Raw genomic sequence first — 14,716 nt, 5'->3', positions numbered from 1 at the left:
CGACCGGGTATCAAAGGCATTGACCGAGGGTTCGCGGAGGTCGACTCTGGCGAGGTGGGTATCGCCGTACTCGGCCCCCTTCTCGTGGCGGGTGTCGGCAACGTGAGCCGTCGGGACCGGGTGGTCCTGGCGGCGCTGGCGGTGCGGGCTGGTCACCCCGTCCGTTCCGAGGAGCTGATCGACGCACTGTGGGGCGAGCACCCACCCTCGTCGGCGCACAAGATCCTGCAGGGGTGCGTCGTACGCCTCCGCAAGGCGCTCGGCCCGGATGCCATCGAGACGTCGTCGCACGGCTACCTGCTGGCACTCCCACCCGACCAGCTCGACTCGCAACGCTTCGAGCGGATGGTCGTCCGGGCGCGCGAGCTGCTCGCCCTCGGCCGGGCCGACCGTGCGGCGTACCAGCTGACGGAGGCGCTGGGACTGTGGAACGGCGAGGCGTTCTCCGACCTCGAGGAGTGGCCGCCCGCGATGCGCGAGGCGCGCCGGTTGCACGAGCTCCGGCTCGAGGCAGAGGAGCTGCGCGCGGACGCCCTCCTCCGCAGCGGACGGCACTCCGAGGTGCTCGCGGAGATCCGGGCCCTCGTACGCGCCGCGCCGCTGCGAGAGCACCGCTGGGTGCTGCAGGCACACGCGCAGTACCGAGCCGGCCAGCAGGGCGAGGCCCTCCGGACACTCCACCAGCTCAAGTCGGTGCTGGCCACGAAGCTGGGAGTGGACCCGGGCCCCGACGTGATCGCCCTCGAAGGGGCGATCCTGCGCCGAGACGCGTCCCTGCTGTCCGGGAGCCCGGCGGTGGCGTCGCGGAGCACCTGTCCCTACCGGGGACTCCGGGCCTTCGACGTCGACGACGCCGATCGCTTCTTCGGGCGCCGGGCCGACGTCGACGCCTGCCTCGAGGCGCTGCGCCGCACCAGCCTGTTGGCGCTCGTCGGGCCCTCGGGCTCCGGGAAGTCGTCCCTGATGCGCGCCGGGCTGGGGGCAGCCCTGCGCTCGCGGGGGACGCCGGCCGTGGCCATCACGCCGGGCCAGAGGCCCGTCGACGCGCTGACCGCCATGGCGGGCGCGCCCGCCGGAACCGCCCTGCTGATCGACCAGTTCGAGGAGCTCTTCTCCCTGTGCGACGACCCGGCACAACGGCAGGAGTTCCTGCGCCTGCTGGCGGCGGAGGCCCGGGCACGCACCGTCGTGATCGCATTGCGCGCCGACCACCTCGCCGACCTTTCGGCGTACGGCGACTTCGTCCGTCTCGTCGAGCGCGGGCTCTACATCGTCGGCGGCCTCGGCGAGGCCGGCCCGGCCGAGGCGATCGAGGCGCCGGCCCGGCAGTCCGGGCTCGTCATCGAGGCCGGCCTCGTCGACCTGCTGGTGCGCGAGGTGAAGGACGACCCGGGCGCACTGCCGCTGCTCTCGCACGTGCTCCTCGAGACCTGGCGCCGGCGTGAGGGCAACACGCTGACGGTGGCGGGCTACCGCGCCTCGGGTGGGATCCACGGCGCGGTAGCCCAGTCGGCGGAGGCGCTCTACGCGAAGGTCGCGGTCGACCAGCGGCACACGCTGCGAGACACGGTGCTGCGGCTCGTCGCCCCCGGACCGCAGGGCGAACCGGTGCGCAGCCGGGTGCCCCGCCGGATGGTGGCCACGGACAGCGACCGCGACCACCTGATCGAGCAGCTGGTCGCCGCCCGGCTGGTCACGAGCGACGACGGGGTCCTGGAGATCACGCACGAGGCGCTGGCCCGGGCTTGGCCACGGCTGCGCGGGGTGGCTCGACGATGACGTCGAGGGCCAGCGGATGCTGCACCACCTCTTCACCGCGGCCGACGCGTGGGACTCGATGGATCGCCCGGACAGCGAGCTCTACCGAGGGGTCCGGCTGGCGCGGATCCGTGACTGGCGGGCCGGCTCCTCGACCACGCTGACGGACACCGAGCAGGCCTTCCCTGGTCGCTTCGCAACAGCAGGCCGAGACCGAGGAACGCAGCGCGGAAGAGCGTGCTCGCGAGCAGGCACGCCTCATCGGGCGCCTGCGCAGCGTCCTGACCGGTGCCGTCGTGCTGCTCGTGCTTGCGCTGCTCGCGGGCGGTGTTGCCGCCGTCCAGTCCAATCGGGCTGGGGACAACGAGGCGCAGGCACTGGCCTCGAAGCGGGCCGCAGAGCGGGGCGAGTTCACGGCCCCGGTCCGTCAGGCGGCTCTCATGTCCGTGGCGACCGATGACGTCGACCTGTCGTTTCTGCTGGCCGTTGCCGCCACGAAGCTGGACAGCTCGCCCACGTCCACCACCGCCCCGGGCCGGGCACTCTCCAACAACTCCACTCTTCTCTCGTCCGTGGAAATCTCCGGCATGGACGACCACATGTTCCCTGGACCTCAGCCCGGACGATAGGACCGTGGCCATCATGGACGGCTTCCACCGGGTGCAGGTCCTCGATGCGCGAACGGGGGAAGTGCTGGCCGAGGAGCCGGCGGGCGCCCACAGGGAGGATCCCTACCCGCGGTCCCTCGAGTTCAGCCCGGATGGCGAGACGATCGCAGTGGCCATGACGACGTCGTCGCGAAGACCGGTCGGCCTCCTTGACGCACGGACCCTCTCGGAGGCGGGCCCGCGGCTGGGCGGACTGCCCCGGGGGATCTGGCAGGCCACCGACATCGCGTACAGCCGGGACGGTCGCTTCATCGTGGCGGGGCTGCGGGAGCATGTTCACGGAGAGGACACCCCGGAGGTCTCCTCCACCTGGGCGGCCGTGTGGCGGCTGGACCGCCCGAGCGAGCTGGACCTGCTGAAGTTGTCCAGCACCAAAAGGCCGTACGTCGCACTGAGCCCGGATGGTGGCCGCCTCTATGCGTTGCCGGATGGAGTGGTCCACGACCTGCGCACGGGCGAACGTGCAGCATTCCTCCCCCGGCCGCTTGACTGGAACTCATACATCGACCTGAGCCCGAACGGCAGGTGGCTGGCCTTCGCGGCCGGCCCCGACCAGGGGCACCGCGGTGGTCGACACCCGGTCACTGCAAGAGGTGCGCCGCCTAGGGGAGCCTTCATCCGTCCGCTCAGTGCGGTTCAACGCCGACGGCAGTCGCCTGCTGACCGCGTATGAGGGCGCTCCCCGGCCGGCGCAAGTGTGGGAGGTGGCGACCGGAAGCCTGTTGGCCGACCTCTCCCTCAGTGGCCGGACGGCCGAGGCCGTCGACCTCCACAGCACCGGGCACACCGTCGTGAGTGTCGAGGGGCACAAGGAGATCGACCTGATGCGCCGCTGGGACGTCACGGGCGAGCGCGGTTTCCTCCGCCGCCTCCCTGTGCGTCTCCCGTGGCCCGAACCGGATCCCAGCGGGAACTGCGGAGGCACCGTGTCGCCCGGCGGCGCCCGGGTCATGTTCATCCCCTGCGGGGAAGTGGCGCCGGCACTCGCGAACTCCTACGTGTTCCTCGACGTGGCCAGCCGCCGGGTCCGTATCGCGCGGCACGCGATCTCGGGCTTCCACTTCGGTCTCGGCAGTTGGCGCCCAGACCAGCCCACCTTCCTGCGGGCCGACGGGGACACCATTCGCGAGTTCGACACGCGCTCGGCCCGCCTGCTGCAGACGCGCCGGATGGATGGACTGGTCGCGGACGTGGCGTACTCCCCCGACGGCACGGTCGTGGTGGTCGGGCAGCTCAACGGCGACGTCACCCTGTTGAGCGCCCAAACCCTCGAGGCCTTGGCGAGCCCGCTCAGGCTCGACGACTCGATCATCTCGATAGGGATCGGGCCCGACAACCGCACCGCTTTTCGCCGTGACCTCCCCCGAGCCTGCAGGCCAGTTCTGGTCGTCCCGGGGGAGCAAGTGGTCCGTGCTCGACCTGGACCGGGGGCGTCGTGACGCGCGAAGGCGACCTCGGGTTCTACGGAAACGGGGGAATGATGTCGCCCAGCGGGGATCGCGCCGCGGTCATCGGGGTCGAGGGTGGGCAGGTCCTGATGATCGACCCGGTGACCGGCAACCCGGTGCGACCATTCGTCGTCGCGCACCCCGGTAATGTTTCCGGGATTGCCTTCTCGACCGACGGCTCCCGACTCATGACGAGCGCCGAGGACGGATCGGTGGTGCTCTGGGACACCGAGACGGCCTCGCAACTGGCGCGGATCTCACTCCCAGTGCCGAGCTCGGCAATGGCCGGGTTCAGGCCGGACGGCACAATCCTGTTGTCACCGATCTACTCGGCGGAGCCGGCGCTCTACGTCTGGGATCCCAGCCCCGAGCGCGCCGGGGCCTTCGCCTGCCGAGCCGCCGGCCGCGAGCTCACGGAGACCGAATGGGCCGACGCCTTCGGCGACCTGCCGTACCAAAAGGTGTGCGAGGACTCCTGAACGTCAGTTGTCGTTGCGTGCGACCTGCTGGCCGGTGACCACGAAGATCACGCGGTTGGCGACGGACACGGCGTGGTCGGCGATCCGCTCGTAGTAGCGGCCGAGCAGCGCGATGTCGACGGCCGCCTCGACACCGTGCTCCCAGTCGTCACCCAGCAGCTCGGCGAAGCTCTTGCGACGCAGCTGGTCCATGATCTCGTCGTCGCGACCGAGCGCGATCGCGGGCCTCGACGTCGCGGTCGGCGATGATCGACTTGACCCGGCTGACCATGTCCTCGGCGGTCTCGGCCATCTTCACCATGGTGTCGCGGATCGACTCGGGTACGGCGATGTTCGGCACCCGCAGGCGCGCGATCTTGGCGACGTGGACCGAGAGGTCGCCCATCCGTTCCAGCTCGCTGACCATCCGGAGAGCGGAGACGACGACGCGCAGGTCGCCGGCCACCGGCTGCTGGAGGGAGAGCAGCGCGAACGCGTTGTCCTCGACCTTCTCGCGGACTGCGTCGATGGCCCGGTCGGCGCTGATCACCTCTTCGGCGATCGCCGCGTCACCGGTGAGCAGGGACGCCGTGGCCCGGTTGACTGCGGTCTCCACCTGTCCACACATGGCGGCGAGGTCGACGAAGATCGAATCGAGCTGGTCATGGAAGGCTTCGCGCATGGACGAAGCCTAAGGCGAGCCACAACCGACCCGGACCGTCTTCGGTGAACTGGGCGTGAACAGTGGGCGCTCGACGTCCACACGGCGAATTCGACGTGTCAGGATGCGTACGATCAGCGTGTGGACCCGACGACGCAGGCAGCGCTCGCGGCCGTCATCGGAGCAATCGTCGCCGGCGGCAGCGTGCTCGCCCTGGCACATCAGCGATCGCCAGCAGTCCCGCCTGCCCCATGTCGAGGAGCCGCTGGTGCCCCCGGGCGTCGCCGCGGTGCTCTCGGTGCTGCGCTCCAGCGCGGTCGTCGTCGACGCCGAGGACCACGTCCTGAAGGCCTCCGCGCCGGCCTACGCGCTCGGCTCCGGTCCGCGGCAACGAGGTGCTCGTCCCTGACCTGTCGGCCCTGATCCGACAGGTGCGCCGCGACGGCCAGATCCGCGAGACCGAGCTGCACCACGGGCACCGACAGCTCGTCCGCGCGCACGGTCATCGCACGCGTTGCACCGCTGGGCTCGCGCCCGGTGCTGGCGCTGGTCGAGGACCGCACGCGCGAGCGTCGGGTCGAGGCCGTACGCCGTGACTTCGTCGCCAACGTCAGCCACGAGCTGAAGACGCCGGTCGGCGCGATCCGCCTGCTCGCAGAGGCAGTCACCGAGGCCGCGGACGACCCCGAGGCAGTCGAGCGGTTTGCCAAGCGGATGCTGACGGAGAGCGACCGGCTGACCAAGCTCGTCCAGCAGATCATCGAGCTCTCCCGCCTCCGGGGCGACGACCCGCTCGAGGCGCCGGTCCCGGTGTCCCCGGACGACGTGGTCGCCGCCGCCGTCGACACCAGCACCATCGACGCGGGCGCCAAGGGCATTACCCCGGTCACCACGGGCGACAACGAGCTCGAGGTGTTCGGCTCCCTCGACCAGATCAGCGCCGCGGTGAGCAACCTCGTCGCCAACGCCGTGGCCTACTCCGACGGGGATCGCGGGTGCTGGTCAGCACCAAGTCGCTGGGCGACACCGCGCAGATATCGGTCGTCGACCGGGGCATCGGCATCCCGGCCCGCGAGATCGACCGCATCTTCGAGCGGTTCTACCGCGTCGACCCGGCGCGCCACCGCTCCACCGGCGGCACCGGTCTCGGCCTGTCCATCGTCAAGCACGTCGCGGCCACCCATGGCGGCGACGTGAGCGTGTGGTCCGTCGAGGGGCAGGGCTCGACGTTCACGTTGACCCTGCCGCTCAACCCGCACCATCACGACGGACCGTCGGGGCCGGTGGCGATGGTCGTGCCCCCGCGCCGTACACCCGATCCCACCCCCAGAGCCAGACACCACGACGCCGACAGCGGCGCCAACACGGAACAGCAGGAGGTACGCCGGTGAGCACCCCACCGCGTTGTCCGATTCCCCGCTTCGCTCCTCCAGCGAACAACGCGACGGGGACCCCGCATGACCCGGGTACTCGTCGTCGAGGACGAAGAGAGCTACAGCGACGCGCTCGCCTACATGCTCCGCAAGGAGGGCTACGAGGTGGCGATCGCCGCCGACGGCAACTCCGCCATCGCAGAGTTCGAGCGCAACGGCGCCGACATCGTGCTGCTGGACCTGATGCTGCCCGGCCTGCCGGGCACGGAGGTCTGCCGCCAGATCCGTCAGACGTCCAGCGTCCCGGTGATCATGGTCAGCGCGAAGGACGACGAGGTCGACAAGGTGGTGGGCCTCGAGCTCGGCGCCGACGACTACGTCACCAAGCCCTACTCCCCCGCGAGCTCGTCGCCCGCATCCGCGCCGTGCTGCGCCGCGGCCGAGAGCCCGACCTGCTGCCCGACACCCTCGAGGCCGGACCGGTGCGCATGGACGTCGAGCGCCACGTCGTCACCGTCGACGGCTCCGAGCAGCGCCTGCCGCTCAAGGAGTTCGAGCTGCTGGAGATGTTCCTGCGCAACCCCGGCCGGGTGCTCACGCGCGGCCAGCTCATCGACCGCGTGTGGGGCTCCGACTACGTCGGCGACACCAAGACCCTCGACGTACACGTCAAGCGCCTGCGCGCGAAGCTCGAGCCCGACCCGGGCGAGCCGAAGTACCTCGTGACGGTGCGTGGGTTGGGCTACAAGCTCGACCTCTGACCGTCGGCGGGAAGTCGGGGTTCCCTGTCCGGAATCCGCTCGCGCACCGTCATGGTCGTCCGTAGCCTTGACTCGTGACAACGACGCCCGGCACGACGCCGACCCAACCCGTCGAGACGCCGACCGTGGTGGCGCCCAAGGCCCGGCTGCCGCGCTGGCCGCCGTCGCGACCACCCTCGTGCTCTGGGCCAGCGCCTTCGTCGGGATCCGGCACCTCGGCGAGTCCGTGCCCCCGGGCGCGCTCTCGCTGAGCCGGCTGCTGGTGATGGCGCTCGCCCTGCTGGCGCTGATGAAGGGCCGGCTGCCCCGGCTCCCCGACGAGGCGCGAGTGGCCGCTGATCGTCGCCGGTGGGGCGAGCTGGTTCGGCGTCTACAACCTCGCCCTCAACGAGTCCGAGCGGCGCATCGACGCGGCCACGGCGGCGCTGATCGTGCAGATCGGTCCGCTCCCCGGTCGCGCTGCTCGCGACGTTCTTCCTCGGCGAGCGGCTCTCGAAGTGGCTGCTCATCGGCATGGGCGTCGGCTTCTCCGGCGTGGTCATCATCGGCCGCGCGTCCTCCCGGGGTGACAGCGGCGACATGGTCGGCGTGCTGCTCTCGGTGGTCGCGGCACTGACCTTCGCGGTCGGCGTACTGACCCAGAAGAAGCTGCTGCCGCACATGCGCGCCCTCGACCTGACGTTCTGGTATGCCGTCGTGGGCGCCGTCGTCTGTCTGCCGTGGGCCGGCCAGACGGTCAGCGTGCTCGGCGACGCCAGCGCCGACACGCTGTGGTGGATCCTCTACCTCGGCGTCTTCCCCGAGCGCGATCGCCTTCACCACCCGGGCGTTCGCGCTCAGCCACGCCGACGCCGGCAAGTTCGCGCAGTCGACCTTCCTCGTCCCGTTCATCACCGCGCTGATGGCGTGGTTCCTGCTCGACGAGGTGCCGCCGGCGCTGGCGTTCCTCGGCGGCGGGCTGTGCATCGCCGGCGTGCTGCTCACGCGCCGGAAGTCCGCCCCGAAGGCCTGACGACCTGCCATGCTGCGGACATGACTCTGGTCGCCAACTTCCTCGTCGGTGTCGTCGCCGCGCTGCACGCCTACTTCCTCGTGCTCGAGATGTTCCTGTGGACCAAGCCGGCAGGCCGCGCGGCGTTCGGGCTGACTCCCGCCTTCGCGGAGGAGACGAAGTCGCTGGCCGCCAACCGGGGGCCTCTACAACGGCTTCCCGGTCGCCGGGCTCGTGTGGGGCCCGGTCGACGACAACCTCGCCTTCAAGGTCTTCTTCCTCGGCTGCGTGATCGTCGCGGGTCTGTACGGCGCCGCGACGGTCAGCCGCAAGATCCTCTTCGTCCGGGCGGTGCCGGCCGTGCTGGCCCTCGCCGCGGTGCTGCTCGCGGGGTGAGCGCTCGTCGCCGTACAAATGTAACCGGCGTTTACCCTGAACTGACCGGCCGTTGCGTGGGCCGTTCAGTCCGGGTAAACGCCGGTTACATGGAAGGGGAGGGGTCGGTGCCGGCCTCGAGCCAGCCCCGGAACGCCTCGAGGTTGGCCGTCGACTCCCCGCGGGAGATCCGCCACTCCCACTCCTTGCGGATCGAGCTGGCGAAGCCGAGCTCGAGGATGGCGTTGAACGACTCGTCGGCGTGCGCAAGCACGGAGCCGAGGATCCGGTCGAGCTCGCCGTCGTTCACCGAGGAGAGCGGCAGGCGGGCATCGAGGTAGATGTCGCCCGCGTGGTCGACGGCGAACGCGACGGCGTACATCCTCAGGTTGCGCTCGAGGAGCCAGCGGTAGACGCGATCGTGGTTCTCGTCGGGGTTGCGGCACACGAAGGCGTGCACCCCGAGGGCATGCTCCCCGACGTCGAGCCGGACCGGGGTCTGCAGCTTCTTCTCACCGGGCAGCGTGAGCGAGAAGGAGGTGTCACTGAGCGATTCGTAGGCGATCTCGTTGGCGTCGAGATAGCCACGGATCACGTCAGGTGCAGTCACACCGACATCTCATCACGCATCAGTGTGCGGGCGTCGCGGTAGGCCGCGAGCGTGCGCTCCGCGGTCTTCTCCCGGGGAGAAGTCGTGGGCGTGCCGCAGCGCACCCTCGCCGAGCCGGGCGGTCAGCGCCGGATCGTCGATCAGCCGGCGCAGCGCGTTGGCCCAGTCGTGGGCGTCGTGCGAGTCGACCAGCAGGCCGCTGGTCCCGTCGGCGACGACGGTGGTCAGCCCGCCGACCGCGGCGGCCACGACGGGGGTGCCGGTGGCCCTGGGCCTCGGCGGCGACCGGGCCGAACGACTCGTTGTAGGACGGTACGGCGACCGCGGTCGCGGCAGCGCACCAGCGCGCCAGCTCCGGCTGGGCGACCGGCGGCACGAAGCGGACCACGTCATTCAGCTCGAGCTCGTCGGCCAGCTGGGCCAGGGGACTCCGGGTGCTCGAGGCCACTGCCGGACGGGCCGCCGACGATGGGTACGACGAGTCGCGAGCGCAGCGACGGGTCGCGGTCGAGCAGCACGCTGACCGCGCGCAGGAGCACGTCGGGGGCCTTGAGCGGCTGGATGCGACCGGCGAACATCAGCACGATCGCGTCCTCGGGCAGTCCGAGCTGGCGGCGTACGACCCTCTTGTCCGGGGGCTTGAAGACCGACAGGTCGACGCCCGGGTGCACGACCTCGACCCGGTCGGGGTCGGCGCCGTAGAGGTTCATCAGCTGCTTGGCCTCGAGGTCGGTGTTGGCGATCAGCAGGTCCGACGCCTCGACGACCTGCTCCTCGCCGATGACCGCGCGAGCGGCTCGGGGGGTGTCGCCGACGGCGAGCGCCTCGTTCTTGACCTTGGCCATGGTGTGCATCGAGTGCACGAGCGGCACGCCCCAGCGGTCGCGCGCGAGCGCGCCGACCTGACCCGAGAGCCAGTAGTGCGAGTGCACCACGTCGTAGTGGCCGAGCGGCTGGCTGGCCTCGGCACGCAGCACCTCGCGGGCGAACGCACACAGCTGCCCGGGCAGCTCGCCCTTGGTCAGGCCCTCGAAGGGGCCGGCCGCGATGTGGCGCACGTGGACGCCGTCGAAGGCCTCGACGACGGGCGGCAGCTGGGAGGACGTGGCGCGCGTGAAGACGTCGACGGCGATGCCCTGCGCGGCGAGCCGGCGGGAGAGCTCGACGACGTAGACGTTCATGCCGCCCGCGTCACCGATCCCCGGCTGGTCCAGCGGGGAGGTGTGCAGGCTGATCATCGCTACGCGGTCCACGCGGGGTTGAACACGCGTGCGGCGTCAGCGATTCCCGAGGCGGTCCTGCAGGCGGTTGCCCACTCGGCGTACGCCCTCGGCCGCCGCCACCCCGACCGCCAGCGACAGCACGGTCGCGAGCACCGGCGAGGACACCTCGAAGGCGGGGTAGACCCGCCAGTGCAGGAGGTAGATCCACAGCGACGACGCGGCGAGCACGCCGATGAGCGACGCCGCGAGGGACGGCAACCGGACCTGCGGCAGCCAGATCAACGCGAGCAGCCCGACGACGAGGTAGGCCGGCCGCAGCGGCCCGCCGACGATGAAGAAGCCCGGCGCCAGCCAGAGCGTCAGGGCGCTCACGACGAGGCGTTGTCGGGCCGTGCGGGCCTGCGAGATCGCCCAGCCGAGCGTGACCAGCCAGAACATGCCGTTGAGCCGGTGCACGTGGTCGCCGGGGATGCCGAACAGGTCGAAACGACCGGGCGTCAGCGCGATCGTGAGCGCGACGGGCAGGGCGAACGGCCACCGGCGTGACGCGCGGTCGACGGCCGGGATGGCGAGCAGCGCGGCCAGCAGCAGGGTGGAGAGCGCGAGCGCCTCGATGAACCAGTAGCTCCACCTCGGCTCGGACCAGCTCCACTCCGTGAACGACGTGACGAGCAGCGCCTGCTTCCGGGTGATCTCGGTGGTGACCGAGGCGATGGTGCCGATCACCAGCACCGACGGCACGACCACGCGGGCCACCCCTCGCAGCATGCCGCGAACCCGTTGCCCGCGCGGCTGGTCGCCGAGCTGGAAGCGACCGAGGTTGAAGCCGACGACCGCGAGCAGCACGTGCGCGCCGCCCATCAGCACGAAGAGGTTGGCGTGCGACGCCACGATCGTGAAGATCGCCAGCGCCCGCAGCACGACGTTGGTCTCGACAGCGCGGCCCCACTTCGGCTCACCGGCCGAGTCCGCGAGGGCCGCCGCGGACCGCGCGTGCCAACCCGGGGGCAGCTCGCCGAGAAGCCGCTCGAGGCGGAGCGAGGCCTCGACGTAGGACAGCGAGTCGCCACCCGGGTCGACGAAGGAATGCGTCGGCTGGGCGTCCGGGCGGGCGAGCACCGTCGCGAATAGCGCGGTGACGTCGGCCGGCGAAACGCCGTCTCCGCTGGTTGAGCAGTGAGGCGCGCCAGCGCCGAACGTGTCGAAACCAAGGCTCGCTTGAACCAGCGAGGAGTAGTCGACCTTCCCGTTGTCCAGCCGCGGCAGGTCGGGCAGCACCACGACGTCGATCAGCGCGGCGGGCACGCCGGTCACCTCGGTGGCGATGCCGAGCAGGGTGTGTACGGCGACGGGTCGGGCGCCGTCCGCGATGCCGATGACGAGGCGGTCCCCGCCATCGGCGGCCGCGACGACGAACCCCCGGTCGCACAGCGTGCGCTCGACGTGGTCGAGGTCGATGCGGAGCCCGCAGACCTTGGCGAGCCGGTTGCACCGGCCGACGACCTCCCACAGCCCGTCGGGGGAGCTCGCGAGCCGGGTCACCGGTGCGAAGCTCGGCGACGGTCCTGCCCAGTGCGAGGTCGGCGGGCGAGGTGGCATAGCCGAGCATCACGTTGGGTCCGGTGAAGACGAGCTCGCCGACGCCCTCGTCGTTGACCTCGTCCGGGCGGAAGGTGGTGCTCGCCAGCGGCCGGCCGATCGAGGTCGGCGCCGCCAGCGCGAGGTCGGAGGGCAGCACGCTCATGCGTGCCGTGGCCTCCGTGGCGCCGTACATGACGAAGAGGTCGAAGCCGCGGCGCTGGCCGAGCTCGGCGAACCGCCGGACCCGCTCGGGGGCCATCCGGCCACCGGCCTGCGTCAGCGTGCGCAGCGTCGGGGTCGAGCGATCCGCGAAACGACTGCGCTCCAGCAGGTCGAAGGTGTGCGGGACGCCCGGGATCGTGGTGACGCCGTGGGTCGCGACGTCGCTCCAGAAGCTCTCGTCGAGGACCGAGTCGTCGGTGAGCAGCAGGCTCGCACCGGCGAGCAGGTGGCTGTGAAGCACGGACAGGCCGTAGCAGTAGTGCATCGGCAGTGTGGTCGCGGCGACGTCGTCGGACCGGATCGAGAGCGACGCGGCGATGGCGACCGCGTTGGCGAGCAGGCCGTCGAGACCGAGTCGCACCAGCTTGGGCGAGCCGGTGGTGCCGCTCGTCGAGAGCAGGAGGGCGAGGTCGGGGGTGCAGCTCGTGGGCAGACACGTCCCGACGGAAGGTCCGGTGCGCGCCGACGACGACGTCCGGGTCCCGGGCGTCGATGAGCGCGTCGGCGTGCGAACCGGCCACGATCACGACACGGTCGGCCGCGAGGGCGCCGAGGTATTCCACGACCGAGTCGACGTCCTGCCCCGGCGTCTGCAGCACCAGCCGCCGCTCGCCGGCATAGGCATCGGCGACGTCGCGGACGCGACCGGCGAGGTCGGCGTACGACAGGGTCTGGGCACCCGCGCGCAGGGCCACGCGCTCGCCGAACGAGGCGAGGTGGGTCTCGAGCGGCCGGGCGGCGCGTCCGAGGTGCGGGGTGGTGGTCACCCGCGAACTTTAGTAGGTAAGCCTTACCTTCGCCACATGGTGAAGGTCACGCTTCGGGCGTGCCCCGGTGGAAACGTGCCTGCCACTGGCCGCCGGTGCGCTGCCACAGCGTGCTGCGCAGCCGGGTGCCGTCGTCGGAGGACGCGCGCCAGACGAGCAGGATCAGGTCGGGGGCGACCTTGGAGACGGAGATGACGTCGAGGGAGACGGGCTCGTCCAGCGGGCCGACCTCGGCCGGGGTGTCCTCGCGGGTCCACAGGCGACCCGAGGCACCGATCTCCGACCACTGCGGGTGCAGCAGCGCGGCCATCGTCGCGGGATCGCCGCGCACCTCGTCGGTGAGCATCGACCGCTCGAGGGCGACGACCTGCTCCTCGTCGGTCATGGGCGCCTCGAGGTCGGAGAACAGGTCGGGCTCCTCCTCGACCTGCCCGACCGTGGCTGCCGGGTGGGCGGTGCTGCTGCCGACGAAGCCCGGGCCCGGGTCGGCCACGGCGCCCCTCTGGTACGCCGCAGCGGCGGCGTTGGCCCGCACGTCGGCCGCCTCGTTGAGCACGTGTCCGGAGTGGCCCTTGACCCACTCGAACTTCACGTTGGGGCGCATCGCCGCATCGAGGGCCTTCATCAGCTCGACGTTCTTCACCGGCTGGCCGCCCCCGGTCTTCCAGCCCTTGCGCTTCCAGCCGGCCATCCACTTGGTGATGGCGTTGATGACGTAGGTGCTGTCGCAGTAGACGAGCAGGTCGTCGTCGAGGTGCGCGGTCTGCTGGAGCAGGTCGAGGACGGCCATCAGCTCGCCCATGTTGTTGGTGCCGTGGGGCCAGCCGCCCGAGGCCCAGCACGTGTCGTCGACGTACCACGCCCACCCCGCTGGTCCTGGGTTGCCGAGTGCCGAGCCGTCTGCCGCCGCGATGATCACGGGTGCATCCAATCAGGGCTCGTCCGGTCCCTTGATTTCGACACGGCGCTGGCGCGCCTGCTCAATCAGCGGGACGCCGCCGCTGGTTGAGCAGAGAGGCGCCCCCGGCGCCGAACGTGTCGAAACCAAGGCGTCAGAATGGACCACATGACCGACCAGAAGATCGCCGTCGTCACCGGAGCCTCCAGCGGGATCGGGGCGGCCACCGCGTGCGCCCCCGGCGAGCGCGGGCTTCCGGGTGGTGTGCGCCGCTCGCCGTACGGACCGGATCGAGGCTCTGGCGAGAGAGATCGGCGGTGTCGCCATCGCCCCCGGACGTGACCGACGCGGAGTCGGTCACCGCGTTCGCGGCCGCGCTCGACGTCGTGCACGTGCTGGTCAACAACGCCGGCGGCGCGTTCGGGGCGGACTCGATCGAGTCGGCCGATCCCGGGCAGCTGGCGGCGATGTACGACGTCAACGTGGTGGGCCCGGTGCGGGTCACCCGGGCGCTGCTCCCCCCGCGCTGCGCGCCAGCGGCGCCGGCCTGATCGTCAACATGGGCTCGATCGCCGGGCGCCGGACCTACGAGAACGGTGGTGGCTACACGGCCGCGAAGCACGCCACCCGAGCCGTCACCGAGACGCTGCGGCTCGAGCTGAACGGCGAACCGATCCGGGTCTCGGAGGTGGCGCCGGGCATGGTGCGCACCGACGAGTTCTGCCCCCGGTCCGCTTCGGCGGCGACCGGGCCGCAGCGGACAAGGTCTATGCCGGCGTGGCCGAGCCGCTGGTCGCCGAGGACGTCGCCGAGGCGGTGCGGTGGATCGCGACCCTGCCCGCCCACGTCAACATCGACGAGCTGGTGATCAAGCCCGTCGCGCAGGCAGCACCCCACAAGGTGCACCGGGTCTGAAAGACTG

The 14,716-nt window shown here is 71.2% G+C and carries 15 protein-coding genes and 8 pseudogenes; 16 read left to right on the top strand and 7 right to left on the bottom strand.

What is annotated here, in order from left to right; all coding sequences use genetic code 11:
• Positions 1-54: 54 nt before the first annotated feature.
• The 5 genes from LP418_RS15550 to LP418_RS15530 all read left to right on the top strand — a co-directional run bounded on the left by LP418_RS15550 (position 55) and on the right by LP418_RS15530 (position 4,353).
• A complete protein-coding gene (locus LP418_RS15550) occupies positions 55-1,779 on the top strand; it encodes an nSTAND1 domain-containing NTPase (protein ID WP_257952751.1) in 1,725 nt (574 codons plus the stop codon).
• A gap of 275 nt (positions 1,780-2,054) precedes the next feature.
• Positions 2,055-2,387, top strand: a complete 333-nt coding sequence (locus LP418_RS15545) for a hypothetical protein (RefSeq protein WP_257952750.1) — start codon at positions 2,055-2,057, stop codon at positions 2,385-2,387.
• Positions 2,388-2,391: 4 nt separating this feature from the next.
• Positions 2,392-3,099 (top strand): WD40 repeat domain-containing protein, encoded by a 708-nt coding sequence (locus tag LP418_RS15540; RefSeq protein WP_257952749.1) that lies wholly within the window; start codon positions 2,392-2,394, stop codon positions 3,097-3,099.
• 31 nt (positions 3,100-3,130) lie between these two features.
• Positions 3,131-3,865 (top strand): hypothetical protein, encoded by a 735-nt coding sequence (locus LP418_RS15535; RefSeq protein WP_257952748.1) that lies wholly within the window; start codon positions 3,131-3,133, stop codon positions 3,863-3,865.
• Positions 3,862-4,353 (top strand): WD40 repeat domain-containing protein, encoded by a 492-nt coding sequence (locus LP418_RS15530; protein WP_257952747.1) that lies wholly within the window; start codon positions 3,862-3,864, stop codon positions 4,351-4,353. The genes LP418_RS15535 and LP418_RS15530 overlap by 4 nt, the downstream gene beginning before the upstream one ends.
• 3 nt (positions 4,354-4,356) lie before the next feature.
• Here LP418_RS15530 and phoU read toward each other — a convergent pair.
• A pseudogene (gene phoU / locus LP418_RS15520) lies at positions 4,357-5,014 on the bottom strand (phosphate signaling complex protein PhoU).
• Between the two features lie 247 nt (positions 5,015-5,261).
• On the opposite strand from phoU, the gene LP418_RS15515 reads away from it, so the two are divergent.
• From LP418_RS15515 to LP418_RS15475, 10 genes and pseudogenes are all read left to right on the top strand, one after another.
• Positions 5,262-5,402 carry a hypothetical protein gene (locus tag LP418_RS15515; protein ID WP_257952744.1) on the top strand — a complete coding sequence of 47 codons (141 nt, stop codon included), beginning with the start codon at positions 5,262-5,264 and terminating at the stop codon, positions 5,400-5,402.
• Positions 5,389-5,589, top strand: coding sequence for a hypothetical protein (locus LP418_RS15510; protein ID WP_257952743.1), 201 nt, complete (start codon positions 5,389-5,391; stop codon positions 5,587-5,589). The genes LP418_RS15515 and LP418_RS15510 overlap by 14 nt, the downstream gene beginning before the upstream one ends.
• Positions 5,531-5,713, top strand: a pseudogene (locus LP418_RS15505) (histidine kinase dimerization/phospho-acceptor domain-containing protein); the annotation flags it as partial. The gene LP418_RS15510 and the pseudogene LP418_RS15505, both read left to right, overlap by 59 nt.
• 275 nt (positions 5,714-5,988) lie before the next feature.
• Positions 5,989-6,186 (top strand): annotated as a pseudogene (locus tag LP418_RS15500) (ATP-binding protein); the annotation flags it as partial.
• Complete coding sequence (locus LP418_RS15495) at positions 6,187-6,384, top strand: hypothetical protein (RefSeq protein ID WP_257957264.1); 198 nt, start codon at positions 6,187-6,189, stop codon at positions 6,382-6,384. It begins immediately after the preceding pseudogene.
• Between the two features lie 66 nt (positions 6,385-6,450).
• Positions 6,451-7,127, top strand: a pseudogene (locus LP418_RS15490) (response regulator).
• A gap of 67 nt (positions 7,128-7,194) precedes the next feature.
• Positions 7,195-7,743 (top strand): hypothetical protein, encoded by a 549-nt coding sequence (locus LP418_RS15485; protein ID WP_257952742.1) that lies wholly within the window; start codon positions 7,195-7,197, stop codon positions 7,741-7,743.
• Between the two features lie 72 nt (positions 7,744-7,815).
• Entirely contained in the window at positions 7,816-8,139 is a 324-nt protein-coding gene (locus LP418_RS15480) for a DMT family transporter (RefSeq protein ID WP_257952741.1), read from the top strand.
• Positions 8,140-8,159: 20 nt separating this feature from the next.
• Positions 8,160-8,309 (top strand): annotated as a pseudogene (locus LP418_RS33575) (DUF1304 family protein); the annotation flags it as partial.
• Between the two features lie 25 nt (positions 8,310-8,334).
• Positions 8,335-8,514 (top strand): annotated as a pseudogene (locus LP418_RS15475) (DUF1304 family protein); the annotation flags it as partial.
• A gap of 85 nt (positions 8,515-8,599) precedes the next feature.
• Here LP418_RS15475 and LP418_RS15470 read toward each other — a convergent pair.
• From LP418_RS15470 to LP418_RS15450, 6 genes and pseudogenes are all read right to left on the bottom strand, one after another.
• Complete coding sequence (locus LP418_RS15470; protein WP_257952740.1) at positions 8,600-9,103, bottom strand: YbjN domain-containing protein; 504 nt, start codon at positions 9,101-9,103, stop codon at positions 8,600-8,602.
• A 12-nt stretch (positions 9,104-9,115) separates the two neighbouring features.
• On the bottom strand, positions 9,116-9,352 hold the full coding sequence (locus LP418_RS30970) for a glycosyltransferase (RefSeq protein ID WP_336275732.1): 237 nt from the start codon (positions 9,350-9,352) through the stop codon (positions 9,116-9,118).
• Between the two features lie 140 nt (positions 9,353-9,492).
• Positions 9,493-10,341 (bottom strand): glycosyltransferase, encoded by an 849-nt coding sequence (locus LP418_RS15465; protein ID WP_336275731.1) that lies wholly within the window; start codon positions 10,339-10,341, stop codon positions 9,493-9,495.
• A gap of 39 nt (positions 10,342-10,380) precedes the next feature.
• A complete protein-coding gene (locus tag LP418_RS15460) occupies positions 10,381-11,868 on the bottom strand; it encodes an acyltransferase family protein (RefSeq protein ID WP_257952739.1) in 1,488 nt (495 codons plus the stop codon).
• A 115-nt stretch (positions 11,869-11,983) separates the two neighbouring features.
• Positions 11,984-12,490: pseudogene (locus tag LP418_RS33570) on the bottom strand (AMP-binding protein); the annotation flags it as partial.
• A gap of 452 nt (positions 12,491-12,942) precedes the next feature.
• Positions 12,943-13,815 (bottom strand): ribonuclease HI family protein, encoded by an 873-nt coding sequence (locus LP418_RS15450; protein ID WP_257952737.1) that lies wholly within the window; start codon positions 13,813-13,815, stop codon positions 12,943-12,945.
• 147 nt (positions 13,816-13,962) lie between these two features.
• On the opposite strand from LP418_RS15450, the pseudogene LP418_RS15445 reads away from it, so the two are divergent.
• Positions 13,963-14,709, top strand: a pseudogene (locus LP418_RS15445) (SDR family NAD(P)-dependent oxidoreductase).
• The last annotated feature ends 7 nt before the right edge of the window (positions 14,710-14,716 follow it).

Origin of the sequence: Nocardioides sp. B-3, assembly GCF_024703895.1 — a bacterium.
GTDB lineage: Bacteria > Actinomycetota > Actinomycetes > Propionibacteriales > Nocardioidaceae > Nocardioides.
The sequence above is the reverse complement of the archived record's forward strand: the minus strand, read 5'-3'. Positions and strand labels throughout refer to the sequence as shown.

Coding starts and splice junctions, on each gene's coding strand:
- LP418_RS15480 (WP_257952741.1), top strand. CDS start 7,816: ATGCCGTCGTGGGCGCCGTCGTCTGTCTGCCGTGGGCCGGCCAGACGG.
- LP418_RS15465 (WP_336275731.1), bottom strand. CDS start 10,341: ATGATCAGCCTGCACACCTCCCCGCTGGACCAGCCGGGGATCGGTGAC.